26 protein-coding genes are annotated in these 25,293 nt (G+C 40.8%); 24 read left to right on the top strand and 2 right to left on the bottom strand.

Going from position 1 to position 25,293, the window contains the following annotated elements:
* Position 1 precedes the first annotated feature (1 nt).
* The 8 genes from N596_RS05640 (at position 2) to N596_RS05610 (ending at position 6,382) form a co-directional block, all read left to right on the top strand.
* A complete protein-coding gene (locus tag N596_RS05640) occupies positions 2–2,065 on the top strand; it encodes a heavy metal translocating P-type ATPase (RefSeq protein ID WP_002893754.1) in 2,064 nt (687 codons plus the stop codon).
* Between the two features lie 299 nt (positions 2,066–2,364).
* Positions 2,365–2,979, top strand: coding sequence for a CadD family cadmium resistance transporter (locus N596_RS05635; protein ID WP_002911684.1), 615 nt, complete (start codon positions 2,365–2,367; stop codon positions 2,977–2,979).
* Positions 2,980–2,990: 11 nt separating this feature from the next.
* On the top strand, positions 2,991–3,329 hold the full coding sequence (gene cadX, locus N596_RS05630) for a Cd(II)/Zn(II)-sensing metalloregulatory transcriptional regulator CadX (protein WP_000711078.1): 339 nt from the start codon (positions 2,991–2,993) through the stop codon (positions 3,327–3,329).
* 43 nt (positions 3,330–3,372) lie between these two features.
* The gene (locus N596_RS10340; protein WP_023024363.1) at positions 3,373–3,507 is read left to right on the top strand and encodes a hypothetical protein; all 135 of its coding nucleotides are present in this window, start codon (positions 3,373–3,375) and stop codon (positions 3,505–3,507) included.
* 923 nt (positions 3,508–4,430) lie between these two features.
* Complete coding sequence (locus tag N596_RS09700) at positions 4,431–4,733, top strand: TMEM175 family protein (RefSeq protein WP_081698226.1); 303 nt, start codon at positions 4,431–4,433, stop codon at positions 4,731–4,733.
* Positions 4,658–4,999: a hypothetical protein gene (locus N596_RS05620; protein WP_000397556.1), complete on the top strand. Its 342-nt coding sequence runs from the start codon at positions 4,658–4,660 to the stop codon at positions 4,997–4,999. The genes N596_RS09700 and N596_RS05620 overlap by 76 nt, the downstream gene beginning before the upstream one ends.
* Positions 5,000–5,012: 13 nt before the next feature.
* Complete coding sequence (locus tag N596_RS05615) at positions 5,013–5,336, top strand: potassium channel family protein (RefSeq protein ID WP_001253404.1); 324 nt, start codon at positions 5,013–5,015, stop codon at positions 5,334–5,336.
* A complete protein-coding gene (locus tag N596_RS05610) occupies positions 5,333–6,382 on the top strand; it encodes a DUF389 domain-containing protein (RefSeq protein ID WP_000126416.1) in 1,050 nt (349 codons plus the stop codon). The genes N596_RS05615 and N596_RS05610 overlap by 4 nt, the downstream gene beginning before the upstream one ends.
* Before the next feature lie 528 nt (positions 6,383–6,910).
* Here the strand turns inward: N596_RS05610 and N596_RS05605 are convergent.
* Positions 6,911–7,114, bottom strand: coding sequence for a CsbD family protein (locus N596_RS05605; RefSeq protein ID WP_021154436.1), 204 nt, complete (start codon positions 7,112–7,114; stop codon positions 6,911–6,913).
* Positions 7,115–7,572: 458 nt separating this feature from the next.
* Between N596_RS05605 and N596_RS05600 the strand changes: the two genes are divergently transcribed.
* The 12 genes from N596_RS05600 to dnaJ all read left to right on the top strand — a co-directional run bounded on the left by N596_RS05600 (position 7,573) and on the right by dnaJ (position 19,168).
* Positions 7,573–8,280, top strand: a complete 708-nt coding sequence (locus tag N596_RS05600; RefSeq protein WP_023024359.1) for a CPBP family intramembrane glutamic endopeptidase — start codon at positions 7,573–7,575, stop codon at positions 8,278–8,280.
* 114 nt (positions 8,281–8,394) lie between these two features.
* Positions 8,395–9,000 (top strand): rhomboid family intramembrane serine protease, encoded by a 606-nt coding sequence (locus N596_RS05595; RefSeq protein ID WP_023024357.1) that lies wholly within the window; start codon positions 8,395–8,397, stop codon positions 8,998–9,000.
* A 146-nt stretch (positions 9,001–9,146) separates the two neighbouring features.
* On the top strand, positions 9,147–9,413 hold the full coding sequence (locus N596_RS05590) for an ACT domain-containing protein (RefSeq protein WP_006595627.1): 267 nt from the start codon (positions 9,147–9,149) through the stop codon (positions 9,411–9,413).
* An 18-nt stretch (positions 9,414–9,431) separates the two neighbouring features.
* Positions 9,432–10,769: a PFL family protein gene (locus tag N596_RS05585; RefSeq protein WP_023027248.1), complete on the top strand. Its 1,338-nt coding sequence runs from the start codon at positions 9,432–9,434 to the stop codon at positions 10,767–10,769.
* A 133-nt stretch (positions 10,770–10,902) separates the two neighbouring features.
* Positions 10,903–11,619, top strand: a complete 717-nt coding sequence (locus tag N596_RS05580) for a histidine phosphatase family protein (RefSeq protein ID WP_023027247.1) — start codon at positions 10,903–10,905, stop codon at positions 11,617–11,619.
* 41 nt (positions 11,620–11,660) lie between these two features.
* Positions 11,661–12,359 (top strand): histidine phosphatase family protein, encoded by a 699-nt coding sequence (locus N596_RS05575; RefSeq protein ID WP_023027246.1) that lies wholly within the window; start codon positions 11,661–11,663, stop codon positions 12,357–12,359.
* A complete protein-coding gene (locus N596_RS05570) occupies positions 12,352–13,125 on the top strand; it encodes a M15 family metallopeptidase (RefSeq protein ID WP_023027245.1) in 774 nt (257 codons plus the stop codon). Before N596_RS05575 ends, N596_RS05570 begins: the two co-directional genes overlap by 8 nt.
* A gap of 167 nt (positions 13,126–13,292) precedes the next feature.
* On the top strand, positions 13,293–14,327 hold the full coding sequence (gene hrcA / locus N596_RS05565; RefSeq protein WP_023027244.1) for a heat-inducible transcriptional repressor HrcA: 1,035 nt from the start codon (positions 13,293–13,295) through the stop codon (positions 14,325–14,327).
* Between the two features lie 6 nt (positions 14,328–14,333).
* Positions 14,334–14,876 carry a nucleotide exchange factor GrpE gene (grpE, locus tag N596_RS05560; protein ID WP_023027243.1) on the top strand — a complete coding sequence of 181 codons (543 nt, stop codon included), beginning with the start codon at positions 14,334–14,336 and terminating at the stop codon, positions 14,874–14,876.
* Positions 14,877–15,099: 223 nt separating this feature from the next.
* A complete protein-coding gene (gene dnaK, locus N596_RS05555; protein ID WP_023027242.1) occupies positions 15,100–16,923 on the top strand; it encodes a molecular chaperone DnaK in 1,824 nt (607 codons plus the stop codon).
* A 202-nt stretch (positions 16,924–17,125) separates the two neighbouring features.
* The gene (locus tag N596_RS05550; RefSeq protein ID WP_023027241.1) at positions 17,126–17,758 is read left to right on the top strand and encodes a DJ-1/PfpI family protein; all 633 of its coding nucleotides are present in this window, start codon (positions 17,126–17,128) and stop codon (positions 17,756–17,758) included.
* A 267-nt stretch (positions 17,759–18,025) separates the two neighbouring features.
* A complete protein-coding gene (gene dnaJ, locus N596_RS05545) occupies positions 18,026–19,168 on the top strand; it encodes a molecular chaperone DnaJ (RefSeq protein WP_023027240.1) in 1,143 nt (380 codons plus the stop codon).
* Between the two features lie 244 nt (positions 19,169–19,412).
* Here the strand turns inward: dnaJ and gdhA are convergent, their stop codons facing one another.
* Positions 19,413–20,759, bottom strand: a complete 1,347-nt coding sequence (gdhA, locus tag N596_RS05540) for an NADP-specific glutamate dehydrogenase (RefSeq protein ID WP_023027239.1) — start codon at positions 20,757–20,759, stop codon at positions 19,413–19,415.
* 375 nt (positions 20,760–21,134) lie between these two features.
* Here gdhA and N596_RS05535 point away from each other — a divergent pair, with 375 nt between their 5' ends.
* The 4 genes from N596_RS05535 to N596_RS05520 all read left to right on the top strand — a co-directional run bounded on the left by N596_RS05535 (position 21,135) and on the right by N596_RS05520 (position 25,288).
* Positions 21,135–22,070 carry a dihydroorotate oxidase gene (locus N596_RS05535; RefSeq protein ID WP_023027237.1) on the top strand — a complete coding sequence of 312 codons (936 nt, stop codon included), beginning with the start codon at positions 21,135–21,137 and terminating at the stop codon, positions 22,068–22,070.
* Between the two features lie 154 nt (positions 22,071–22,224).
* On the top strand, positions 22,225–22,554 hold the full coding sequence (locus N596_RS05530) for a hypothetical protein (protein ID WP_023027236.1): 330 nt from the start codon (positions 22,225–22,227) through the stop codon (positions 22,552–22,554).
* A gap of 270 nt (positions 22,555–22,824) precedes the next feature.
* A complete protein-coding gene (gene msrB / locus N596_RS05525; protein ID WP_023027235.1) occupies positions 22,825–23,760 on the top strand; it encodes a peptide-methionine (R)-S-oxide reductase MsrB in 936 nt (311 codons plus the stop codon).
* A 250-nt stretch (positions 23,761–24,010) separates the two neighbouring features.
* Positions 24,011–25,288: a CapA family protein gene (locus tag N596_RS05520; RefSeq protein ID WP_258025874.1), complete on the top strand. Its 1,278-nt coding sequence runs from the start codon at positions 24,011–24,013 to the stop codon at positions 25,286–25,288.
* Positions 25,289–25,293: the final 5 nt, after the last annotated feature.

Raw genomic sequence — 25,293 nt, 5'->3', positions numbered from 1 at the left:
TATGTCTTTTAAAGTGCTACACAGAGGATATCAACATATCCGATTATCGTCCTCGTTTTCACTGACCTTGGATATTCAAGATTATCTTCGTTCCTTGGCTAAAGATGAAAAAGGGATCGACTCTATTCAGTTTTATATGGATCAGCAGCACTTTACTCTACGTATGAAAGAAGGCTTCTCTGTATTAGAAAATGCAGAGGCCTTTTTAAAAAAAATTGACAAGGGGAAAGTTTCGGACTTGATGACTCTTCCCATTCGTAGAGAAGAGAGTGCTTATTCAATTGTATCGGGTGCAGCGATTAAGCGTTTGCTGTTTCGAAGTTTTGTACCCTACCCTATTCGTTATATTTGGACTTGTTATCAGGCTTTGGGTTATGTCAAAGAAGCCTATCAAACTTTAGCGCGCAAGGAACTAACCATGGAGGTCTTGGACTGTTCGGCCATTTTGTTGTCCTTGTTTATGAACCAATCCAAGACAGCTAGCAACATCATGTTTATGCTTGATTTGGGTAATCATCTGGATCAGTGGTCTTTAAAAAAAACAGCAACAGATTTGGAACAAAGCCTTCTTGCTAAAGAAAGTGATGTTTTCTTAGTGCGGGGAGACATGGTCATCAGCATCAAGAGTTCTGATGTTCAAGTAGGTGATGTATTAGTTGTCTCCCAAGGTAATGAAATCTTGTTTGACGGCCAAGTGGTTTCAGGATTAGGCATGGTCAATGAGAGTTCCTTGACTGGAGAGAGCTTCCCTGTTGAAAAGAAAGAGGGAGATTCTGTATGTGCGAATACTGTTTTGGAAACAGGAGAGTTAAGAATTCGTGTGACTGATAATCAGATAAACAGTCGTATTTTGCAACTCATCAATCTGATGAAAAAATCTGAAGAGAGTAAGAAGACAAAACAACGTCATTTTATTAGGATGGCAGACAAGGTTGTAAAATATAACTTCTTAGGTGCTGGTTTGACTTATCTGTTAACAGGTTCGTTTTCAAAAGCCATTTCCTTTTTATTGGTGGATTTTTCATGTGCTCTAAAAATATCCACACCTGTAGCCTACCTTACGGCCATAAAGGAAGGTCTAAATCGAGAAATGGTTATTAAAGATGGTGATGTATTAGAAAAATATCTGGAAGTGGATACTTTCTTGTTTGATAAAACGGGTACCATCACGACGAGTTATCCTTTGGTTGAAAAGGTTCTTCCTTTCGGAGATTATACTGAGAAAGATATTTTAAGAATAAGTGCATGTTTGGAGGAACATATCTATCATCCTATTGCCAATGCAATTGTTAAACAAGCTGAAATTGAAGGCATTGAACACGAAGAAATGCATGGCAAGCTTCAGTATGTTGCAAGCAAAGGGATTAAATCGCAAATTGATGGTCAATCGGTTGTCATTGGAAATTATGTACTAATGCAAGACGAACAGGTAAGAATTAGTTCTGAGCAGCTGGCCTTGATTGAGCAATATAAGACTCATTACAATTTATTGTTTTTGGCTTATAAGAAAGAATTAATTGGGATGTTTTGTATCCACACTCCCTTGAGAAGCGAGGCGAAAGTTGCATTGAAAAAGCTAAAGCGCCAAGGGAAAAAACTGATTCTGGCAACTGGTGATACGTTGGCTAGAACAGAAGAGTTGGTTAAAGATCTGCCATTTGACAACGTTTATACTGATTTAAAACCAGATGGTAAGTTTCAGTTGGTTCAGGAATTACAGAAAGCTGGCCGAACTATTTTGATGGTTGGAGACGGGTTAAACGACTCTGCTGCCTTGACGCTTGCAGATATTGGGGTTGTGATGAATGAAAGTGCTGATATTTCTAAGCAGATGAGTGATATTTTATTATTAGATAATCGTTTAGATTTCTTCGAGGAATTGAATTCTTTATCTGAATCGTTGCAGAAATTAATTCAAAGAAATATTCAAGAAACAGTTGTAATAAATGGAAGTTTAATTGGATTTGGGTTGTTAAATTGGTTAAGCCCATCTAATCTTTCGATATTGCACAATCTGACTACTTTAAGAATCGTCCTTCGTAGTCTTTCTATTAAAAGTAGGTAAGAGACCGAGAAGCTGAGGTTATAAAAACTAAAAGGAGTTGTCTCATTTGAGAATAACGGTTCTTTGTCAACTGTAGTGGGTTGGTGGAAAATTATACCCTGGAGAGGACCAAATTGGTTCTCTCCTTTTAAATATTGAAAAAACCATTGGCAGTGGACATACTTTAAGACTATATATTTCTGAAACTAGTTTCACAATACAAATATTGACATGCAATTATTAATTGGTGGATTTTAAGTTGACATCTACAAAGGTTAATGTTAGAATACATTCAAAAATATATTTGAATGAGGTGTTTTATGATTCAAAATATTGTTACTTCAATAATCCTGTATTCTGGGACAGCCGTAGACTTACTTATTATCCTAATGTTATTTTTTGCCAAAAGAAAAAGCAGAAAGGACATCATTAACATCTATTTAGGACAATTTCTAGGCTCTGTTAGTCTAATATTCCTAAGTTTGCTTTTTGCATTTGTCTTAAATTATATTCCTAGTAAAGAGATTTTAGGTTTACTCGGTTTGATTCCAATTTTCCTAGGCCTCAAAGTTTTGCTTTTAGGAGATTCTGATGGAGAAGCTATTGCAAAAGATGGTTTGCGAAAAGACAATAAAAACCTGATTTTTCTAGTCGCTATGATTACTTTTGCAAGTTGTGGCGCTGACAATATTGGTGTCTTTGTCCCATATTTTACCACCTTAAATTTAGCGAATTTGATAGTGACTTTACTTACTTTTCTAGTCATGATTTATCTCTTGGTTTTTTCTGCCCAAAAATTAGCACAAGTCCCTTCTGTTGGAGAAACTTTGGAAAAATATAGCAGATGGTTTATTGCCGTTGTCTATTTAGGATTGGGGATGTATATCCTGATTGAAAACAACAGCTTTGACATGCTATGGGCTGTGTTAGGCTAGGAGAAAAAATTATGAAAAAAGATAGTATCTGTCAAGTGGATGTTATAAATCAACAAAATGTTACAACCGCAACGAACTACCTTGAAAAGGAAAAAGTCCAAAAATCACTTCGCATTTTATCAAAATTTACCGATAATAAACAGATAAATATCATCTTTTATCTCCTTGCCGTCGAAGAACTCTGTGTCTGCGATATAGCCTGTTTATTAAATCTCAGTATGGCATCTGCCTCCCACCATCTTCGTAAACTAGCCAATCAAAACATCTTGGACACTAGAAGAGAGGGGAAAATTATATATTATTTTATAAAAGATGAGGAAATCAGAGATTTTTTTAATCAACTAGGATAACAACTATTTTTACTACTTTTCCATGATTATAGGGAGATTATATATGAAATTTTTTGATGAAAATTACTCACAAGAAATACCTACTCGTATTAAATGTTTAAGAAAAAAGTATAATTTAAAGCAAAGCGACCTAGGTAATGCAGGTCAAGTTAGGCAAATTGAAAAGGGAGAAATTTGAAAGAATTTGTATCTTTTATTTTTTGTTTCATTTATGCCCTATGCTACTGGAATAGTTAGTAGTCATTTCATGAATCATACGGCACAGCTCTTTTATGGACTGATCGTTATTGTTTCAACGGTAGCAAACTGTTTTTTACATAAAGTAATTGATAAACCCAATATAGATCAGAAAGAATTACTTGAAGCTACCGCACAATATAGGAAGTTATTGATACCTGACCTAATAATTAAAGGAGTGGGATTGATTCTATCCTTAATTGTCTATCCTCTGATTATGATGTATAGTGTTTTAATTGCGGCATTTTACATCATAACTTTAAAAACACTATCCGAAAAAAGAGTGAATAACTAAAAAACGGTGACCAAAGTTAGGTGTATTATTTTAATGCTTAGAGACCTAAACTATTTCCCCGTTTAAAAAATATTGATTCAAATTTTATGAAATCAATTAGTAGATATCGTTCTGAAAAGCCCTGATATTACGCTATTTTTAGTCCATCTGAAACCCATACTTTCCAAACCAGGCTTGAAAAAAGCTCGTAAAGCATCACAATTTAGTAAACGTTAAAACTTATTTAAACTTATTGAAAGCATTTCGTATCAAAAATACGGGATGCTTTTTCTGTTCACCCCAAATTTTTGTAACTAGGTGATACTTGAAATTAATACAAATTTGGTTGTTTTTGATAAATCTAAGCAACACTAAATGATGAAGTGAAAGGGGATGAATCTTTGATAGTATTCATTTATTGTGAAATATGATATATTTATTAATTAGATGGATGAATACTTCTAGAGTTAAATATAGCATAATAGGGACAGACTTTTTGGTTTATTTTTGTTTGTAGTCGGATTATGAAAGAATATCCAATATTATGCGATAAGATAGAATGTTACAAAAAAGAAAGGGGATGCAATCCGATGAAGAAAGACAGATTAATTGTATTGACAGATGTTGTTCTAGCAATTATTATGACCATCTTGATTTTAGAGTTAGAAAAACCAACAACACCAAGTCTTGAAGCTTTTTGGGATTTACGGCAAAATTTCTTTGCTTGTTTTCTTTCCTTTTTCTGGTTGGGATCGTTATGGATGGCACTAAACACATTATGGGAAAAGGTTGAGAAAATTTCCTCAGAAATTATTTGGTGGAATTTGTTTCTACTCTTGGAGCGGCAGGAGTTCTCTTTGGAGAATTTCATGCCATCCAAGATACCAGTCTGAATGATGTGGTGGACCGGATCTATATAAATGTCAAGGATTTACCGTTTCAGTCCTTGGGAGCTTTAGCTAATATCCTGTCTGATGTTAAGAAGGGACTGATTCAAGACAGTCATATCTGGTCTTTCTTCCAGTCATTTTTCAAACAATATCAGTTGATAATCAGCTTAAATCAGATCTATCAGTTTGTCTATCTTTCTCTGATGGAGATCATGTCCTATCTTCACTTTGATTATTGGAAAAAACGGCTCGGTCAGGAGCTAGTATGAATAAGGAGAACAAATGAGACGTTTAAAAATGTTATGGCATATTATACAGGTTACGGGTTTTACTCGGTTTGCTCTGAGTTTTGTGACCTTTGTTTTTGGGTCAGGAGGCGTGCTTTTCCTAGTTGAACCTGCTATCACAAATTACGGAGACGGTCTTTGGTATGCTTTTGTGACTTCGACGACTGTCGGCTACGGGGATCTCCTAGCTGTGACCTTGATTGGAAGGATTACCAGTGTCTTCTTGACGATTTATGGGCTCATATTTTTTGGCTGTTTATCAGCTGTTATTATTAATTATTATACCGATTTAAATAAGGAAAGAGGAGAGGACAAATGACTGCCAATTATTCAACACGGGAATACCGTGAGAAATTATACGATGACCTTCATGTTCGATTGAGAGATACAGCGATTTTGATGTGTGCAATTTTTATTGCCTCTATCGGTCTAAATATGAATTCAACAGCTGTTATTATTGGAGCCATGTTAATTTCACCTCTCATGACACCGATTGTTGGACTGGGATTCGGTTTAGCTATTTTTGATACGCGTTTAATCAAGCAATCTCTAGAGGTTTTATTGACTCAAGTGTTGGTCAGTTTGCTTGTCTCGACTCTGTATTTCTGGATTTCTCCCTTGTCTTATGCAAGTAGCGAGTTGATCGCACGAACCTCTCCAACCATTTGGGATGTTCTCATTGCTATTGCTGGTGGGATTGCTGGTGTGATCGGTTCAAGGAAAAAAGAAGCAAACAATATCGTGCCAGGAGTAGCCATTGCTACAGCTTTGATGCCGCCTATCTGTACTGCTGGCTATGGTTTAGCTAATGGGAATGTACGATTTTTATTGGGGGCTCTCTATCTTTTCTTGATCAACTGTGTCTTTATCATGCTAGCCAACATTGTTGGAACAAGAATTTTGATGAGAAAATCTCCTTTAACTTCATTTAAAGAGCTGAGCATTAAAATGAGAATTGGCTTGATTTCTTTGATTGTATTGTTGATTCTTCCAGCTAGCTATTCGGCAGTTACTCTGACAATAGAACAAGCGCGCAAAGAAGGGATCAAACAGTTTGTAGGAAAAGAGTTCGCCAATTATACGGTTATTAATCAAGTCTACAAGTCAAGTAACAATGAATTGGTCTTGACGGTTGTTGGAGATCCGATTTCAGAAGAAGAATTAGAAACACTCCACCAAAAACAAGCCTCTTACGGTATTCAATCTGTTCAATTGAAAGTGAATCAAGTTCAGAACTCGCCAACATTAGATAGTGAAGCGACCAAGGAATTTTATGAAAACATTGACAAGTATATTGATCAAAAACTCTCTGAAAAAGATTCACAAAACGATCTCGTAAAAGAAAATGAAGCAGACAAGGATTGAGGACAATGAACTGAATCGGTTTTTACGCCGTGTTTTTCTTGTATCTTCCTCTTTCTTACTTATAGCAGGTTGTTTTTGCTTGAATAAGAAATAAATTAGAAGTTCTATCATCTAAGAAAAATGATGAAAAAAATCATTTAACTAATGGTGTGAACGTTTAGTGTTTATCAGCTCCATTCTCTGTAATTTTGGGGGTAAAATCCACACCATTTAGATAAAATTAGTTGAATTTGATTGGAAAAACGCTTTTATAAAAGCGGAGAAAAGTCTTGATATTACGCTGTTTTTAGTCCAACTGAAATTCATACTTTCCAAACCAGGTCTTAAGAAAGCTCGTAAAGCATCACAATTCTCAAAACGTTAATTCGTTACTGGAAAGCAGAATACAAACGAAAACACTTTGCAGTTTGCAAGGTGTTTTTTCTATTCCTAATATATAGTTTACATATGAATGGTAAACAAAAACCACCCCATCTCCTCCAGTCAAATAGGACTGTAGAAAATAGGGTGGATCCAGAACGTTAACGATTAGTTATCGTCTTTGTGAAGGATGTTTTTCACACCGTTGATAGCTCCTTCGACAGCTTCTTTTGCGTCTTCAGCAACTTCTTTAGCTTTTGATGCAACTTTTTCAGCAACGCCTTCAGCTTCTGTTTTTGTGTCACCAGTTACTTTACCGAGACCTTCTTTAACAGAACCTTTAACTTGGTTTAATTTATCTTCTAATGACATAGCGCCACCTCCGTTTAGTAAATAGTTTTTTTAATCCGAATTCAAGACAGTTTATTAAAAAATTAAAACTGTTTATATCAGATTAATATAAGTATATGTCTTCTGGAATGGAAAGTCAAATTTTCGCTACGCTAATCTGAAAGTTGGAATGAGTCCTTCCGATATTGTGAAAAAGAGGGATGAAAAAGTTGCTGCCTTGTTTTCTATTTGAAGAAAGATCAGTCTTCAGTTATTTCAAAACAAAATCGTCCAGATGATGAAGGGATAATAGATTGTAGAATTGTCAGACTAGAAAATCTAAAATGCTGATTTCTTCTATTAAAGTGGACAAAAAAATACGAGTAGATGCCTCTATCTGTTGAAAAAGGAACAATTTAGGATTAACTTGTATACAATTATTTCCATGTGCTATACTTGTAAATAATTGTATAGAAGAATGATATTGGAGATTGGATGTTATGAAATATGCCAAACATGGAGTCGCTTTACTGTTTCTGTTGTATCTATTTGTTTTTGGGATCGATGGCCTTGTTATCTACCTAACCGGAGTTTTCAATGGTGATGTAAGTTTTCTTTATTTCATGTATTTGGTTCTCTACTCTTTGCTTCTCATCGGCATTCTACTTTGGTTTAAAAGACAGAAGATAGCCACCCATTCAAACAGACAGAAATGGAAGTGGTCCTATCTGGGGTATTTTGCTTTGGTGCTCTTGTGGTTCTTTGTTGAAAGATGGGTGCTGCAAACTTTTCAGGATTTGCTGGTTCCTGTCGTTCATCAAACCAAATTGCCATCCTCCATTTATCTAAATGGCCCTGGTATTTCGGGTACTCTGTTTTTTGTCCTAGCAACTGTTACATCTCCTATGATCGAAGAATTTATTTTTAGAGGCTATCTGATGAATGTCTTCTTTAAAGAAAGTAAGTTTCATTTAGATGTTTTGCTTTCGGGCTTTCTCTTTGCGGTCTTTCATTTGATCCATCAATATCGGGACCCTATAACCTTTTCTCTTTATTTCTGTTCAGGACTCTTCTTGGCAGCTGTCTACAAGAAACACAAAGATATCCGGTTGCCCATCTTCTTGCATGCCTTTAGCAATTTTCTCACTTTTTGGAAACCAATCTGGATTTTCATCTACAACTATATCTACTGGCATTTTCTTGTTTAATATCTATTGTCTTTGAAGTTGGCATAAAATGGGAAATTAGAAATCGGAGTGTAGTATAATAGACATAGATGAAGAACTGCAAAAATTAGAAGTATATAGAAGAGAATTAGCAACATGAAAAACATCCTCAAAACCTACCCAGTTGTCATTACTTTAACTTTTATTTGTTTATTGTTAGGAATTCTCACTTCTATTTATGGGAATGCTATGTACGACCTATTGGCCTTTCATTCAAAACCGGTTTATTATTGGCAGTATATGAGTGGAACCTTGATGCATGGAAGTAAAGGAGCCCCCCTCTGGTTTTTATGGGTACATCTATTTTTAAATGGGCTCATGATTCTACCTTTTGGCGGACTACTGGAAAGGAAAAGAGGCTCCAAATATGTCTTGCTTGTTTTTGTTACCGCGACAGTCATCTCTTCCATCGCCTTTCACTTCTTAACACAGGGGCAAAAAATTCAGGCGACGGGGATTTCTGCGGTTGGCTATGCTTTTATAACTGGAGGAGTCATACTTTTACTGAATATTTGGAAAGAATTTTCATGCACCGTAAAACTGTGTTATCTTTTCTTAATCCTTCTATCTATCCTGATGCTACTACCAATGATCACCGGATGGATCTCGACCTTCTTGCATCTTTCGGGGATTGCTAGTTACCTTTTGGTTTTATCTTCAGCTACTACCTTAAGGGAAATGCTTGAGCCATCCGTTGATTGATCATGATATTAAGATTTACAGACATTCAAGAGATTCTCTTGGATGTCTTATTTTTATTTGTAAAACCGAACCTTCTCTAAAACATTTAAGCGATTTTAAGGGGAATATGCTACAATGGAAGCAAATAAATAGAATGGAGCAGTGAAATGAAAGCAATTATTACAGTTGTCGGAAAAGACCAAAAAGGAATCGTAGCAGGTGTTGCGACTAAAGTGGCAGAGTTGGGACTCAATATCGATGATATTTCCCAGACCGTATTGGATGAGTACTTCACTATGATGGCGGTTGTGACATCGGATGAGAAAAAAGATTTCACACAGCTTCGTTCAGAATTAGAAGAATTCGGTCAGTCTCTTCATGTAAAAATCAATATCCAGAGCGCAGCGATTTTTGATGCCATGCACAATTTGTAAGAATGAGGTGGTAGAAATATGGACATTAAACAGGTAACAGAAACCATTGCCATGATTGAGGAGCAGAACTTTGATGTTCGGACCATCACCATGGGCATCTCCCTTCTAGATTGTATTGATCCAGATATCGATAAGGCGGCTGAAAAAGTCTACCAGAAGATTGTGACAAAGGCCAAGGACTTAGTAGCTGTCGGGGATGAGATTGCGGCAGAACTCGGCATTCCGATTGTGAATAAGCGGGTTTCGGTTACTCCTATATCCATTATTGGAGCAGCAACCAATGCGACAGACTATGTGCCCTTTGCCAAGGCGCTGGATCGTGCGGCTAAAGAAGTTGGGGTCAACTTTATCGGTGGCTTCTCAGCCCTGGTTCAAAAAGGCTACCAAAAAGGGGATGAAATCCTCATCAATTCCATTCCTCGCGCTCTAGCAGAGACCGATTTTGTCTGCTCTTCGGTTAACATTGGTTCCACTAAGACAGGGATCAATATGACAGCTGTCCGAGACATGGGCCGTATCATTAAAGAAGCTTCCCAAGCAGATCCGATGGGGCCAGGTAAGCTGGTGGTCTTTGCCAATGCAGTAGAAGATAATCCTTTTATGGCAGGGGCTTTCCACGGTGTCGGTGAAGCGGATGTTGTCATCAACGTTGGGGTTTCTGGTCCTGGTGTTGTCCAACGGGCGATTGAAAAAGTTCCAGGTGCAAGCTTTGATGTATTGGCAGAAACCGTTAAGAAGACAGCCTTCAAGATTACCCGTGTCGGTCAATTAGTGGGTCAAATGGCTAGTGAACGTCTCGGTGTGGAGTTTGGGATTGTAGACTTGTCTCTCGCACCAACTCCAGCTGTTGGGGATTCGGTTGCCCGTGTCCTCGAAGCTATGGGGCTTGAAGTAGTAGGAACCCACGGGACAACCGCAGCACTGGCTTTGCTCAATGACCAAGTGAAAAAAGGCGGCATCATGGCTTGTAACCAAGTCGGTGGTTTGTCAGGTGCCTTCATTCCAGTCTCAGAAGATGAGGGGATGATTGCAGCGGTCCAATCGGGTCATATCAACCTGGAAAAATTGGAAGCCATGACTGCCATCTGTTCAGTCGGTCTGGATATGATTGCCATCCCAGCTGATACTCCGGATACGACGATTGCGGCTATGATTGCCGATGAAGCAGCTATCGGAGTGATCAACCAAAAGACAACAGCGGTTCGGATTATTCCTTATGGAGAAGAAGGCGATATGTTAGAGCTTGGAGGACTTCTTGGCTCTGCTCCAGTGATGAAGGTCAACAAAGCTTCGTCAGCTGACTTTATTGCCCGTGGCGGTCAAATTCCAGCCCCAGTTCATAGTTTTAAAAATTAAAAAATGGCCCTGGAGCATACTGTTTGCTCAGGGCTTTTACTGTTGACCAAGGTAGTGAAAGTGAATCTAGAGGTCATCGCTGCCAGTTTCCTTATAAAAAATGATATAATAGAAGAACGTAAAAGGAGATCACATGGCGAAAACAAGATTATTTATTATTCGGCATGGAAAAACCATGTTTAATACGATAGGTCGTGCCCAAGGTTGGTCGGATACGCCTTTAACTACTCAAGGAGAAGAAGGTATCCGTGAATTGGGAGTTGGGTTGAGAGAATCTGGTTTGGACTTTGTCCGTGCTGTTTCCAGTGATTCAGGTCGCGCCATTCAAACTATGGGGATTGTTTTAGACGAGCTTGGACTCACAGATCAGATTCCTTATACTTTCAACAAAAAGATCCGGGAATGGTGTTTTGGAAGTTTTGATGGTGCCTATGGAGGAGAGCTGTTCCGTGGAGTCGTTCCCCGTGTTCTGGATATAGAAGACTACAAGAAGTTAACACTAGAAGAGTTAGCGAATGGGATCTACCAAGTGGATACAGCCGGTTGGGCTGAACCATGGAATGTGTTGAAAAAACGGATTGTAGATGGTTTTGAAGAGATTGCGAAAGAAGTTGAAGCTAAGGGTGGTGGAAATGTTCTTGTTGTCAGTCATAGCATGACGATCGGTTCCTTTGTGTGCATTTTAAATCCAGAGATTGTGCTAGATCCAAGGGTTGAAAATGGCAGTGTTACCCTTGTCGAATACGAAAATGGACGCTTCTCGATCAAGACCATCGGAGATGAATCTTATCGCAAGCTAGGTGCTAACTGGTTAGAGGCCCACTCAGAAGAAATTGATGTGAAAAAATAAGTTATCTTATATAAGAAGAAAACAATTGCAGGAGGATAGAAATGGCAAAGACAAAATTGTATATTGCCCGTCACGGAAAAACCATGTTTAATACGATCGGTCGCGCCCAAGGGTGGTCCGATAGTCCCTTGACGGAAGCTGGCGAACGAGGGATTCATGAATTAGGGATTGGTCTGCGTCAAGCAGGAATCCAGTTCCAACAAGCTGTGTCCAGTGACTCTGGTCGAACCATTCAAACCATGGGGATTGTGCTAGAAGAATTAGGGTTAACAGGTAAAATTCCTTATCGCTATGATAAGCGTATTCGCGAATGGTGTTTTGGAAGCTTTGATGGCGCCTACGATGGAGAACTCTTTATGGGGGTTCTGCCACGTGTCTTTCGGGTCGATGATTTCCATCATTTGAGCTTGATGGAGTTGGCTGAAGGAATTGTCGAAGTGGATACAGCAGGCTGGGCAGAGTCTTGGGAAACTCTTCGCGATCGAATTTTGGAAGGCTTTACGGCAATTGCCAAGGATGTTGAGTCTCAAGGTGGTGGCAATGCCATCGTGGTCAGTCATGGGATGACCATCAGCACCTTGATTTACCTGATTGATCCAAAGGCTTTTAAAGAATTTGTCTTGGACAATGGTAGTGTGACTGTTATTGAGTATGAGGATGGCCAACTTAAACTAGAAGCAGTTGGAGATATGTCATACCGACAGGTTGGAGCAAAATTGTTAGAGGAAGATCATGACTAAATACAAACTTGCCAAGAAAAGAGAAAAGAAAGTTAGCTGGATCGTGCTCTGCTGTTTAGGTCTCTGTCTGATCGGAGCAGGAGTGGGTATTTTCTATTTGAAACCTCAATGGCTTCATATGAGCTCTGTTGAAGATAAAAAAGTAGAAACAACCACTCCAAAAAAGGTTGAGAAAAAGGAAGAAAAACCTAAAACAGACCTTCCTCAAGTTTCTACTAAGGATTGGAACCTAGTCCTGGTCAATCGGGACAACAAGTTAGCTGAGCTGAACCCTCAGTTAGTTGATGTTGAAGAAATCAAGGTGGATAGTCGGATTGCAGAACAAACGAAACAGTTTCTAGCAGCGGCGAGAGCTGTCGCGCCTGAAGAATCCTTGATTTCGGGTTATCGAAGTGTGGAGGAGCAAACAGAACTCTATAATGAGCGGGTGGCGCAATTAGAAGCTACGGGACTTTCTCATGAGGAAGCAGAAGCTCAAGCTCAAGCTCAAGTACAGGTTCCAGGTGCTAGTGAACACCAAACGGGTCTTGCGATTGATATGAGTGCTCCAAATGGACAGTCTGAAGAGGTAGCCCAGCAGATTATTGCTTTGGCTCCCCAGTATGGTTTTGTTCTCCGCTATCCAGAAGGGAAAAATGCGATTACAGGTGTGGACTATGAAAACTGGCATTTCCGCTACGTTGGTGTAGAAAATGCCCAGTATATGGTCAAGCATCAGCTGGTTTTAGAAGAATACATTCAAAAATTGAAAGAAGCAGGTTTATAGGCTTTTTTAGACAAGTATCGGTCTTAAGAATGATTTTTAGCACTCTTTGAAAAAGAGTGCTAATTTTTTGGATTTTTCTCTTGACTTTCTCTTGAGAGGGTGTATAATAGAATCATGGTTTAGCACTTGAGTGTTTAGAGTGCTAAATATGAAAGAGAGGTGAGGTCATGGTTACAGAACGTCAAAATGAGATTCTAAATCTTGTCGTTGATATCTTTACCAAGACCCACGAACCAGTCGGTTCAAAAGCACTGCAAGATGTCATTCAATCTAGTAGTGCCACTATCCGAAACGACATGGCTGCCCTCGAAAAGAAAGGCTTATTAGAAAAAGCCCATACTTCGAGTGGCCGAATGCCTAGCCGAGCTGGTTTTCAATATTTTGTTCAGAACTCACTTGACCTAGAGCTGATTGATGAACAAGATGTCTACCAGGTGGTGAAAGCCTTTGATTTTGAGGCCTTTAAGTTAGATGATATTTTGGATGCTACGGCTAAGTTGCTGGCCCAGATGACGGGCTACACCGCAGTCATTCAGGATGTTGAACCGACACGACAGCGCTTGACTGGTTTTGAGATTGTTCCATTATCCAACCACGATGCCTTAGCGGTTCTGACCTTGGATGAATCAAAGCCTGTTACCGTCCAGTTTGCGATTCCAAAGAATTTCTTAACCAGTGACTTGGAAATCTTCCATCAGTTGGTTCAAGAACGTTTCATTGGAAATACAGTTTTGGATATCCACTACCGCTTGCGGACGGAGATTCCACAGATTGTACAGCGCTATTTTAAGACGACAGACAATGTATTGGATCTGTTTGATTACGTCTTCTCGCAATTGTTTCAAGAACTGGTCTTTGTAGAAGGAAAGGTTTCATCCTTAACCTACGCCGATCTTCAGACTTATCAGTTCTTAGATAACCCTCAACACGTAGCTCTTGAGTTGCGAGGGGGGATGGCGGAGGACCAAATGACCCAGATCCTGGTTGCTGAATCCCAAGAGAAGGCCTTGAAAAATGTGACCGTGATTAGTCACAAATTCCTGGTTCCTTATCGTGGGATGGCCCTCATGCATGTGATTGGTCCCGTAGAGATGGATTACAGGCGTGTGATTAGCCTCGTCAATGTTATCGGCCGAGTGCTGGTCATGAAGTTAACGGACTACTACCGTTACCTCAACAGCAACCATTATGAAGTAAATTAAGACCAAATGAAAGGGGTGTATGCCTTGACAGAAGAAATCAAAAAAGAAGACGTGAAAGAAGAGGAAGTTGTCGAGACAACTGAAGAAGTTGTAGAGGAAACCAACCAACCTTCTGAATTAGAAGAAGCACAAGCGCGTGCCGAAGAATTTGAAAACAAATACCTTCGTGCCCACGCAGAAATGCAAAATATTCAACGTCGTGCCAATGAAGAACGCCAGCTCTTGCAACGCTATCGTAGCCAAGATTTGGCAAAAGCAATCTTGCCATCACTTGATAACCTTGAACGTGCCCTTGCTGTAGAAGGGTTGACAGATGATGTGAAGAAAGGCTTGGAAATGGTGCAAGAAAGCTTGATTCATGCTCTGAAAGAAGAAGGAATCGAAGAAATCGCAGCGGACGGAGAATTTGACCATAACTACCACATGGCCATTCAAACAGTTCCAGCGGATGATGAGCATCCGGCTGATACCATCGCACAAGTCTTCCAAAAAGGCTACAAACTCCATGACCGGATCCTACGCCCAGCCATGGTGGTTGTCTATAACTAGGCTACCTTGTCCGAAACGACACTAAACTATGAAAGAAAGATAAGATGCAAGCCGGAGGCTTGCAAGGAAGATATTTCCCGCCGTGGTGAAACAGGGGATTTTTGAGACAATAGGCTCAAAAATAAGTGATGAAATCCCGTAGGGAGTTGCTCACGTCCCCACCACTTAAGGGGAATATCAAGAAAAATCAAAATTAGAATTAAAATAATAAGGAGAAAAACACATGTCTAAAATTATCGGTATTGACTTAGGTACAACAAACTCAGCAGTTGCAGTTCTTGAAGGAACTGAAAGCAAAATTATCGCAAACCCAGAAGGAAACCGCACAACTCCATCTGTAGTTTCATTCAAAAACGGTGAAATCATCGTTGGTGACGCTGCAAAACGTCAAGCAGTCACAAACCCAGATACAGTTATCTCTATCAAATCTAAGATGGGTACTTCTGAAAAAGTTTCTGCTAACGGAAAAGAATACACTCCACAAGAAATCTCAGCTATGATCCTTCAATACTTGAAAGGCTACGCTGAAGAATACCTTGGTGAAAAAGTAACCAAGGCTGTTATCACAGTTCCAGCTTACTTTAACGATGCTCAACGTCAAGCAACTAAAGACGCTGGTAAAATTGCTGGTCTTGAAGTAGAACGTATCGTCAATGAACCAACTGCAGCAGCTCTTGCTTACGGCTTGGATAAGACTGACAAAGAAGAAAAAATCTTGGTATTCGACCTTGGTGGTGGTACCTTCGACGTATCTATCCTTGAACTCGGTGATGGTGTCTTTGATGTATTGGCAACTGCAGGAGACAACAAACTCGGTGGTGACGACTTTGACCAAAAAATCATCGACCACATGGTTGCAGAATTCAAGAAAGAAAACGGCATTGACTTGTCAACAGACAAGATGGCTCTTCAACGTTTGAAAGACGCAGCTGAAAAAGCTAAGAAAGACCTTTCTGGTGTGACTTCAACTCAAATCAGCTTGCCATTCATCACTGCTGGTGAGGCTGGACCTCTTCACTTGGAAATGACTTTGACTCGTGCGAAATTTGATGATTTGACTCGTGACCTTGTAGAACGTACAAAAGTTCCAGTTCGCCAAGCCCTTTCAGATGCAGGTTTGAGCTTGTCAGAAATCGACGAAGTGATCCTTGTCGGTGGTTCAACTCGTATCCCAGCAGTTGTAGAAGCTGTTAAAGCTGAAACTGGTAAAGAACCAAACAAATCAGTAAACCCTGACGAAGTAGTTGCGATGGGAGCTGCGATCCAAGGTGGTGTCATCACTGGTGATGTGAAAGACGTTGTCCTTCTTGACGTAACACCATTGTCACTTGGTATCGAAACAATGGGTGGAGTCTTTACAAAACTCATCGACCGCAACACTACAATTCCAACTTCTAAATCACAAGTCTTCTCAACTGCAGCAGACAACCAACCAGCCGTTGATATCCACGTTCTTCAAGGTGAACGCCCAATGGCAGCAGATAACAAGACTCTTGGACGCTTCCAATTGACAGATATCCCAGCTGCACCTCGTGGTATCCCACAAATCGAAGTAACATTCGACATCGACAAGAACGGTATCGTATCTGTTAAGGCCAAAGATCTTGGAACTCAAAAAGAACAGACAATTGTTATTCAATCTAACTCAGGTTTGACAGACGAAGAAATCGATCGCATGATGAAAGATGCAGAAGCAAACGCTGAAGCAGATAAGAAACGTAAAGAAGAAGTAGACCTTCGTAACGAAGTAGACCAAGCTATCTTTGCGACTGAAAAGACAATCAAAGAAACTGAAGGCAAAGGCTTCGATGCAGAACGTGATGCTGCACAAGCTGCCCTTGATGATCTTAAGAAAGCTCAAGAAGACAACAACTTGGACGAAATGAAAGCAAAACTTGAAGCATTGAACGAAAAAGCACAAGGACTTGCTGTGAAACTTTACGAACAAGCCGCAGCAGCCCAACAAGCTCAGGCAGGAGCAGAAGGCGCACAAGCAACAGGAAACGCAGGCGATGACGTCGTAGACGGAGAGTTTACTGAAAAGTAAGATGCAAAGCCCGTTAAAACCTCACAGTGAAAATAGGAAATCTGACGCAGAAACTTTAGTTTCTAGAAAGATTTATCTTTTTCACCAAGAGGTTAGGGCGTGCTCAATTCGGCCTAACTCGTTTAGAACGTCGTAATGATAAGAAGAAATCCAGAGGTTGCAACCCAGCCTCTGTTTTTCGGTAAAATAGAGGATGTTGCGTATGAAAAAAGTACTTTGTATTATTTATCCTAATTTTTCTCTTTATGAGATAACCACTTTAACGAGTACTTTAGCTCTGTCTTTTGATATCACGATTGATTATGTAGCTTTTGAGAATTCAATAGTGGTCTCTGAGGATGGTTTGCCCTGTCAACCGACGAAAACATTGGATCAAATCCGTATAGAAGAGTATTCTTGTGTGATTTTGCCAGGAATGGTAAATATAGGTCCTGCTCTACAAGATGAGAAATTGATCTCGTTTTTGAGAAGTCTTGATGAGCGAGATATCCTAATTGCAGCCATTTCTTCAGCGCCTCTTTTATTAGCCAAAGCAGGTCTGTTGAAGGACACGAAATTCACAGGTGGAATTTGGCAAAACTTCTTTAACTATTTTGAATTTCTTCCACGTGAAAATTTCCAACCGAAAGTCCTTGTGCAAGATAAACAGATCATTACGGCTATCGGTTTTGCACATCAAGAGTTTGCAAGAAAAGTGATTCTTAGTCTAGGATTGGCAGAGAATACGGACAACTATTTTAAAGAAAAAAACGAGTATGCTGAAGAGGATTTGAAATTTACTCTATCAGATGAAGAGTTTGATCAAGTGAAGCAGAGTATAGAAAACACCCTCTAAAGATTTACATGAAAATTATAGAAAGGAACAAGGAGTGTTTGGTAAATTGTAGCTGAGCTCTGAAGTTTCTTACTCAATGTAAAAGAAAGGAATTGAACCCGACCTAAATCGTGGTTTGATTCACAATATCAATAGAAAGGATAAAGAGTGTTCGAGAAATTGAACTCGAGCGGAAAGCTTGGAAATTAGATAAACCTCCTAAGAAATCAGGATTTCTTGTCGGTTTCCTAAATTTCAGTCGCTTTCTGTTCGCTCTTAGTATCTTGTATGAACAATACTGAATTTTATGACCGTTTGGGCGTTTCGAAAAATGCATCTCAAGATGAGATCAAGAAAGCCTATCGGAAATTATCTAAGAAATATCACCCAGATATCAACAAGGAGCCTGGCGCTGAGGAAAAGTACAAGGAAGTTCAAGAAGCTTATGAGACTTTAAGTGACGAACAAAAGCGGGCGGCTTATGACCAATACGGTGCTGCAGGAGCCAACGGTGGTTTTGGCGGTTTCGGTGGCGGAGCTGGTGGTTTCGGTGGTTTTGATGGCGCTGGCTTTGGTGGCTTTGAGGACATTTTCTCAAGCTTCTTTGGTGGAGGTGGAAGTCGCAATCCCAATGCTCCACGTCAGGGAGATGATCTTCAGTACCGCGTAAATCTCAAGTTTGAAGAAGCCATCTTTGGAACTGAGAAGGAAGTGAAGTACCATCGGGAAGCTAGCTGTCGGACATGTGATGGAACTGGTGCTAAGCCAGGAACAAGTCCAGTAACTTGTGGACGCTGTCATGGTTCGGGTGTCATCAATGTGGATACGCAAACCCCACTTGGGATGATGCGTCGCCAAGTCACCTGTGATGTCTGCCATGGTCGAGGAAAGGAAGTTAAGGATCCTTGTACTACCTGTCATGGGACTGGGCATGAGAAACAAGCCCACAGTGTTAGCGTGAAAATCCCTGCTGGGGTCGAAACAGGTCAACAAATCCGCCTCTCTGGACAAGGAGAAGCTGGCTTTAATGGGGGGCCGTACGGAGACCTTTATGTAGTCGTCAATGTTGAGCCAAGCGACAAATTCGAACGGGATGGATCAACCATCTACTATAAATTGAACTTGAACGTTGTTCAAGCTGCTCTTGGAGATACGGTTCATGTACCAACGGTTCACGGCGATGTCGACTTAGTCATCCCTGAAGGAACCCAGACTGGTAAGAAATTCCGCCTCCGTGGCAAAGGAGCACCAAGCTTGCGTGGTGGATCTGTGGGAGATCAATATGTAACTGTTAATGTGGTGACACCAACAGGTCTAAATGACAAGCAAAAAGAAGCCCTTCGTGCATTTGCGGAAGCTGGTGATATCAAGGTAAGTCCAAAGAAAAAAGGCTTCTTTGATAAGGTGAAAGATGCCTTGGATGATTTATAAAAAAAAGGAGGCTGGGACAAAAGTCCTAGCCTCTCAATTGTCTTTGGATTGTCGAGCGAAACGCAGTGGTTGAGTGGACTCTACTACGCTGATTTCATCAGCTTTTACAGCCCTACTCAACTGTGCGGAGGTGGGACGACGAAATCGAATTCTAACGAATTACTGATTTCTGTCCCACTCTCTTTTTTTATCAAAAAAACACCTCCGAAACTAGGGGTTTCAGAGGTGTGGCAAAAGAATCAAATTAAACAATACCTTGGGCAATCATAGCGTTTGCAACATTTTCAAAGGCTGCGATGTTGGCACCAGCAAGGTAATCTTTACCAAGACCGTAGGTTTCTGCAGTTGTTTTAGCAGTGTTGAAGATGTTGGTCATGATATCTTTCAAACGACCATCCACTTCTTCACGTGTCCATGAAAGACGGAGGCTGTTTTGGCTCATTTCAAGAGCAGATACAGCAACCCCACCAGCATTGGCAGCTTTAGCAGGTCCGTAAAGGATACCATTTTCTTTGTAGACTTTGATAGCTTCAAGGTCGCTTGGCATATTAGCTCCTTCAGAAACAACTTTAACACCTTGAGCAACTAGGCGTTTAGCTGCTTCACCGTTAATCTCATTTTGAGTCGCACATGGAAGAGCGATGTCATAGTTGCCAGCATAAGTCCATACAGAACCTTCGTAGTAGGTAGCAGTTGACTTTTCTGCAGCGTATTCTGTCAAGCGAGCACGGCGTTTTTCTTTGACGTCTGTAAGAAGGTCAAAATCAATACCGTTTTCGTCGATGACATAGCCGTTTGAGTCAGAGACTGAGATGACAGTTGCACCAAGTTCAGTTGCTTTTTGAAGAGCGTATTGGGCTACGTTACCAGAACCTGAGATCACGACTTTCTTACCAGCAAAGCTGTCCCCGTTAGCCTTCAGCATTTCTTCAGTGTAGTAGACCAAACCGTAACCAGTTGCTTCTGGACGGATCAAGCTACCACCGAAACCAAGAGGTTTACCTGTCAAGACACCGGCATCGAATTGGTTAAGGCGTTTGTATTGGCCGTAAAGGTAACCGATCTCACGTCCACCAACCCCGATATCACCAGCTGGGACATCAAGAGATGGTCCGATGTATTTTTGCAATTCTGTCATGAAGCTTTGGCAGAAACGCATCACTTCAGCATCAGTTTTGCCTTTCGGATCGAAGTCAGATCCACCTTTACCTCCACCGATTGGAAGTCCAGTCAAGACGTTTTTAAAGATTTGTTCGAAGCCGAGGAATTTCAAGATCCCTTGATTTACAGTTGGGTGGAAACGAAGTCCGCCTTTGTATGGGCCTACAGCTGAGTTAAATTGGACACGGTAACCACGGTTCACTTGAACCTTTCCATCACGGTCAACCCAAGGAACACGGAAAGAAATCACTCGTTCTGGCTCAGTGATACGGGCCAAGATGTTTTCTTCAATGTATTCTGGATGTTTTTCAAATACAGGTTCCAAAGTGCTAAGGAACTCTTCAACAGCTTGAAGGAATTCTGCTTCATGGCCGTTGCGAGCTTTTACGGTTTCGAAAGTGCTTTGGATATATTCTTTTGCAGTTGTCATCTTGTTTCTCCTTTTTGATTGAAACGACTTCCAGCAAATTGGCTAAATTACTGGCATATGGAGGCACTGCTAGAAGCAATGTCATGTTTTATTACGTGGACAATTATAGCAGACTTTTTTTGACTTGTAAAGGAAAAAGTTGAATTTTCAGAAAATTTTCACAGCTAATAAAGACTGGTAAAAAGCTACCTACCTTGGACTTACTCCGGTTGAAATAATGATACGATTTTTAGCCTTTTTTTGAGCGAAAATCTACTCCTTTTCGAGTAATGTCTTGTTATTTCCGGACGATCCTTCCTCTTTTTTATTTTTTTAGCCATCCATCCTCTTTTTCATGCTATAATGACTGTAAGAATTTATTTCAAGGAGTAGAAGATGGTATCGACAAAAACAACTATTGCAGGTTTTGAGTTTGACAACTGCCTGATGAATGCCGCGGGTGTAGCCTGTATGACAATTGCAGAACTTGAAGAAGTAAAGAATTCTACTGCGGGAACATTTGTGACGAAAACTGCGACCTTGGAGTATCGTCAAGGGAACCCAGAGCCACGCTACCAAGATGTGCCGCTAGGATCTATTAACTCGATGGGCCTTCCCAACCAAGGCTTGGACTATTATTTGAATTACTTGTTAGAATTGCAAGAAAGCGATCCAGATCGGACCTTCTTTCTATCTCTTGTCGGCATGTCTCCCGAAGAGACCCATACCATCCTGAAAAAAGTGCAAGACAGTGACTTTAAAGGCTTGACGGAATTGAACCTTTCTTGTCCCAATGTTCCTGGTAAACCTCAGATTGCCTATGACTTTGAGACGACCGATCGAATCTTGTCAGAGGTATTTGGCTATTTCACCAAACCTCTTGGCATCAAGTTACCACCTTACTTTGATATTGTCCACTTCGATCAAGCAGCAGCGATTTTTAACAAATACCCGCTCAAGTTTGTCAACTGCGTCAACTCGATCGGAAATGGCCTCTATATCGAGGATGAATCCGTTGTGATCCGTCCTAAGAACGGTTTTGGTGGAATTGGTGGCGAATACATCAAACCGACTGCTCTGGCTAATGTTCATGCCTTTTACCAACGTTTGAATCCAGAGATTCAGATTGTGGGAACCGGTGGGGTCTTGACTGGTCGTGATGCCTTTGAGCATATCCTTTGTGGCGCTAGTATGGTGCAAGTCGGAACCACGCTTCATAAAGAAGGAGTTGGGGCTTTTGACCGCATTACAGCTGAGCTTAAAGCCATCATGGAAGAAAAAGGCTACCAAAGCCTAGAAGATTTCCGTGGGAAATTACACTACATTGACTAATCTTTCGAAAAGAACTTCCTCAAGTGGATGCTTGGGGGAGTTCTTTTCTGTTTCCTGGTCGAGTAAGAAAAAATTCTGTTCCTAGTTTTAGAGAATTTTCATTTTTATAGAGAGAAAAAGGTGTACAATGGAGGTGAAAAGGAAGGTGGTTTATATGGGAGAAAGGGATGTGATTCAAGAAGCAAGAACGATGATCAAAACTCTTCGAACAGCCTTTTCTAGGGACTTCATCCCCAGTCCAGATGCCCTTCGATTTGAGGAAAATCTAAATCATATTTTGGAAGTTTTATTGAGGGCAAGACAGGTAGACAATCGCCTATTGATCGAGTTGGAGAAGTTTTATCAGAATGCGAGTTTATTGATTGGTTTAAGTGGACTGCGTTTGAATAAAGAGTCCTTTCAAGCCTGGCGGTCTTATGATCACTGGCATTACGAAGCTGTGAAATCTCAGTTACAGGTATATGGACCAAGCATGATCTTGTAAGCAAATGAGTGTTTGCTTAAGAAATATTGAGGAGGTGTGTGATATGTCGCTCGTGCATGATTTTTTTCATCAGTTTTTAGTATCTATACGGAATCTTGGTTACTCGCTCTTTTTCTTATTTGAAAAATAAGCATCTCCGAATCCCTTTTACTAGTACAGTAGAAGGGATTTTTGATGCAGAATCCTTGAAAATCTGAGGCTATTGGATTATGATGGAGCTAATAGATGTCAAGCGTTCTTTGTAGGGAATGCGGGAAGCGAGGAAAAAAGATGGCAGAGATTTATCTAGCAGGTGGCTGTTTTTGGGGCTTAGAGGAGTATTTCTCACGGATCCCTGGTGTAGAAAAGACAACAGTGGGTTATGCCAATGGTCAGGTGGAAACGACCAATTACCAATTGATCAAGGAAACGGATCACGCAGAGACCGTTCAGGTCGTCTATGATCCAGACAAGATCACCCTCCGAGCGATTCTGCTCTACTATTTCCGTGTAATTGATCCCTTCTCCATTAACAAACAGGGAAATGATCGAGGGCGCCAGTACCGGACGGGTGTCTATTACCTAGACGAGGTAGATCGTGAGGTGATCGCCCAAGTGTTTGCGGAGCAAGAAGAACAACTGGGAACTAAGATCGTAGTTGAGTTGGAACCTTTACGCCACTATATCTTGGCTGAGGACTACCATCAAGACTACCTCAAGAAGAATCCTGGAGGCTATTGCCATATTGATGTGACAGATGCTGACCAACCCTTGATTGATCCGGCAGCCTATCCAAAGCCCAGTCAGGAGGAATTAAAGGTACGATTGACAGAGGAGCAGTACCAAGTCACCCAAGAAAGTGCGACGGAGCGTCCTTTCCACAATGCCTATGACCAGACCTTTGAAGAGGGCATTTATGTGGATATTACGACCGGGGAACCTCTCTTCTTTGCCAAGGATAAGTTTGCGTCTGGCTGTGGATGGCCGAGCTTCTCTCGTCCTATTGCGAAAGATGTCGTTCACTATTACCAGGATCATAGTCACGGAATGGAGCGAATTGAAGTTCGTTCCCGCTCAGGCAATGCCCACCTCGGCCATGTCTTTACTGATGGGCCAAGAGACCAAGGAGGTCTTCGCTATTGTATCAATTCGGCCTCTCTACGCTTTATTCCTAAAGAGGAAATGGAGGCAGAGGGATACGGGGACCTACTCAGGCAAATGCACTAAAAGAATGATTGAGAAAGGGGGCTCTGAGCCCTCTTTTTTTAATTTCTTTAGTCCCTCCGTTTATCTATTCATGGAAGTTTAGGTCAGTCTGTTTTCTTTTGTCAAAATTGTGTTACAATGAAAAAAAGGCCTGAAAGATGACGGAGAGGTCTTTGACAAGTGCAAGAGAATTGGATAGAAAGAGAAGAAGATGAAGAATTGGAAGGATCTCCTAAAGAGATGGAGTGAGCTCGGGAAAGATATCCTCACGATGCTTAATGACTGGCTTGATATTGGATTGGGAAAGGCGACAGCATTTCGCTTGACCAACGAACAGTTTGTCTATGGCTTGCTGATTACAGTATTTGCGGCCGCGAATTTGGTCTTATGGGTTCAAAAATGGAATGGCTTTCCCATTACAGCACTAGAGATGCCAGAAGTTGTTGAAAAGCAAGAGGAAATCCATCCGGATCAGTTACCGCATACCGCTCGGATCATGGCAAATGGGGATCAACTCTACCATGACTTGATTTATATGAGTGCAGCCAAGGAAGATGGAAGCTATGATTTTTCTGAGAATTATCACTATGCTCAGGAATGGTTGAAGCAAGGGGATCTGGTTTTGGGGGATTTTGAAGGTACTATCAATTCGGATTATGGCCTTTCTGGATATCCGATTTTCAATGCCCCTGGGGAGGTAGTTGCTTCGATCAAGGATGCGGGCTATCAGGTGATGGACCTGGGACATAACCATATCCTCGATTCTGGCTTGGAAGGGCTGTTTTCGACTGCGAAAGCCTTCGAAGATGCGGGGATCCAAACGGTTGGTGTCTATCCGCATGAGACGCGAGGTCAAGCCCCTATCCTGATTAAGGAAGTAAATAGAATCAAGATCGCGATTTTGGCTTATTCCTACGGCTTTAATGGGATGGAGTATAATCTGGAACAAGAGGACTATGACAATCGTCTATCGGATCTCAATGAGGAGCGGATGCGTCAAGAAATCCAAAAAGCTGAGATGGAAGCGGACATTACCATTGTCATGCCTCAGATGGGGATTGAATATGAATTAGAGCCAACAGAGGAACAAAAGGAGCTATATCATAAGATGATTTCTTGGGGAGCTGATATTGTCTTGGGTGGCCATCCTCATGTCGTCCAACCTGCCGAGATTGTGGATAAGGATGGACAACAGAAATTGATCATTTATTCTATGGGGAATTTTCTTTCGAATCAGCGACTGGAAACCATGGAAGGGATAGAAAATGCTCAATGGACCGAACGGGGTGTTCTGATGGATATCACAATTGAGAAAGTAGGGCGTAAGACCCGTATCAAAACAGCAACAGCTCATCCTACTTGGGTCAACCGGACGCCGAAGGACAGTTATTCTCCTGAAGGCTATGAACTCTATCATTTCCAGACCTATATCTTGGAGGACTGGATTGAAGGAGGCAAGTATCGGGATCAATTGAATGATGAAACAAAGGCGCGTGTCGATACAGCCTACCAGGAAGTGAAAGAACGTGTGAATTTGAATTGGCAATAGGAAGG

Origin of the sequence: Streptococcus ilei (assembly GCF_000479335.1) — a bacterium.
Taxonomy (GTDB): Bacteria; Bacillota; Bacilli; order Lactobacillales; family Streptococcaceae; genus Streptococcus; species Streptococcus ilei.
The sequence above is the reverse complement of the archived record's forward strand: the minus strand, read 5'-3'. Positions and strand labels throughout refer to the sequence as shown.

Bases quoted from the DNA above. Each gene is read 5' to 3' on its own strand.
- N596_RS05640 (WP_002893754.1), top strand. From the start codon at position 2: ATGTCTTTTAAAGTGCTACACAGAGGATATCAACATATCCGATTATCG.
- N596_RS05635 (WP_002911684.1), top strand. From the start codon at position 2,365: ATGATTCAAAATATTGTTACTTCAATAATCCTGTATTCTGGGACAGCC.
- cadX (WP_000711078.1), top strand. From the start codon at position 2,991: ATGAAAAAAGATAGTATCTGTCAAGTGGATGTTATAAATCAACAAAAT.
- N596_RS10340 (WP_023024363.1), top strand. From the start codon at position 3,373: ATGAAATTTTTTGATGAAAATTACTCACAAGAAATACCTACTCGTATT.
- N596_RS09700 (WP_081698226.1), top strand. From the start codon at position 4,431: ATGAAGAAAGACAGATTAATTGTATTGACAGATGTTGTTCTAGCAATT.
- N596_RS05615 (WP_001253404.1), top strand. From the start codon at position 5,013: ATGAGACGTTTAAAAATGTTATGGCATATTATACAGGTTACGGGTTTT.
- N596_RS05610 (WP_000126416.1), top strand. From the start codon at position 5,333: ATGACTGCCAATTATTCAACACGGGAATACCGTGAGAAATTATACGAT.
- N596_RS05605 (WP_021154436.1), bottom strand. From the start codon at position 7,114: ATGTCATTAGAAGATAAATTAAACCAAGTTAAAGGTTCTGTTAAAGAA.
- N596_RS05600 (WP_023024359.1), top strand. From the start codon at position 7,573: ATGAAATATGCCAAACATGGAGTCGCTTTACTGTTTCTGTTGTATCTA.
- N596_RS05595 (WP_023024357.1), top strand. From the start codon at position 8,395: ATGAAAAACATCCTCAAAACCTACCCAGTTGTCATTACTTTAACTTTT.
- N596_RS05590 (WP_006595627.1), top strand. From the start codon at position 9,147: ATGAAAGCAATTATTACAGTTGTCGGAAAAGACCAAAAAGGAATCGTA.
- N596_RS05585 (WP_023027248.1), top strand. From the start codon at position 9,432: ATGGACATTAAACAGGTAACAGAAACCATTGCCATGATTGAGGAGCAG.
- N596_RS05580 (WP_023027247.1), top strand. From the start codon at position 10,903: ATGGCGAAAACAAGATTATTTATTATTCGGCATGGAAAAACCATGTTT.
- N596_RS05575 (WP_023027246.1), top strand. From the start codon at position 11,661: ATGGCAAAGACAAAATTGTATATTGCCCGTCACGGAAAAACCATGTTT.
- N596_RS05570 (WP_023027245.1), top strand. From the start codon at position 12,352: ATGACTAAATACAAACTTGCCAAGAAAAGAGAAAAGAAAGTTAGCTGG.
- hrcA (WP_023027244.1), top strand. From the start codon at position 13,293: ATGGTTACAGAACGTCAAAATGAGATTCTAAATCTTGTCGTTGATATC.
- grpE (WP_023027243.1), top strand. From the start codon at position 14,334: ATGAAAGGGGTGTATGCCTTGACAGAAGAAATCAAAAAAGAAGACGTG.
- dnaK (WP_023027242.1), top strand. From the start codon at position 15,100: ATGTCTAAAATTATCGGTATTGACTTAGGTACAACAAACTCAGCAGTT.
- N596_RS05550 (WP_023027241.1), top strand. From the start codon at position 17,126: ATGAAAAAAGTACTTTGTATTATTTATCCTAATTTTTCTCTTTATGAG.
- dnaJ (WP_023027240.1), top strand. From the start codon at position 18,026: ATGAACAATACTGAATTTTATGACCGTTTGGGCGTTTCGAAAAATGCA.
- gdhA (WP_023027239.1), bottom strand. From the start codon at position 20,759: ATGACAACTGCAAAAGAATATATCCAAAGCACTTTCGAAACCGTAAAA.
- N596_RS05535 (WP_023027237.1), top strand. From the start codon at position 21,135: ATGGTATCGACAAAAACAACTATTGCAGGTTTTGAGTTTGACAACTGC.
- N596_RS05530 (WP_023027236.1), top strand. From the start codon at position 22,225: ATGGGAGAAAGGGATGTGATTCAAGAAGCAAGAACGATGATCAAAACT.
- msrB (WP_023027235.1), top strand. From the start codon at position 22,825: ATGGCAGAGATTTATCTAGCAGGTGGCTGTTTTTGGGGCTTAGAGGAG.
- N596_RS05520 (WP_258025874.1), top strand. From the start codon at position 24,011: ATGCTTAATGACTGGCTTGATATTGGATTGGGAAAGGCGACAGCATTT.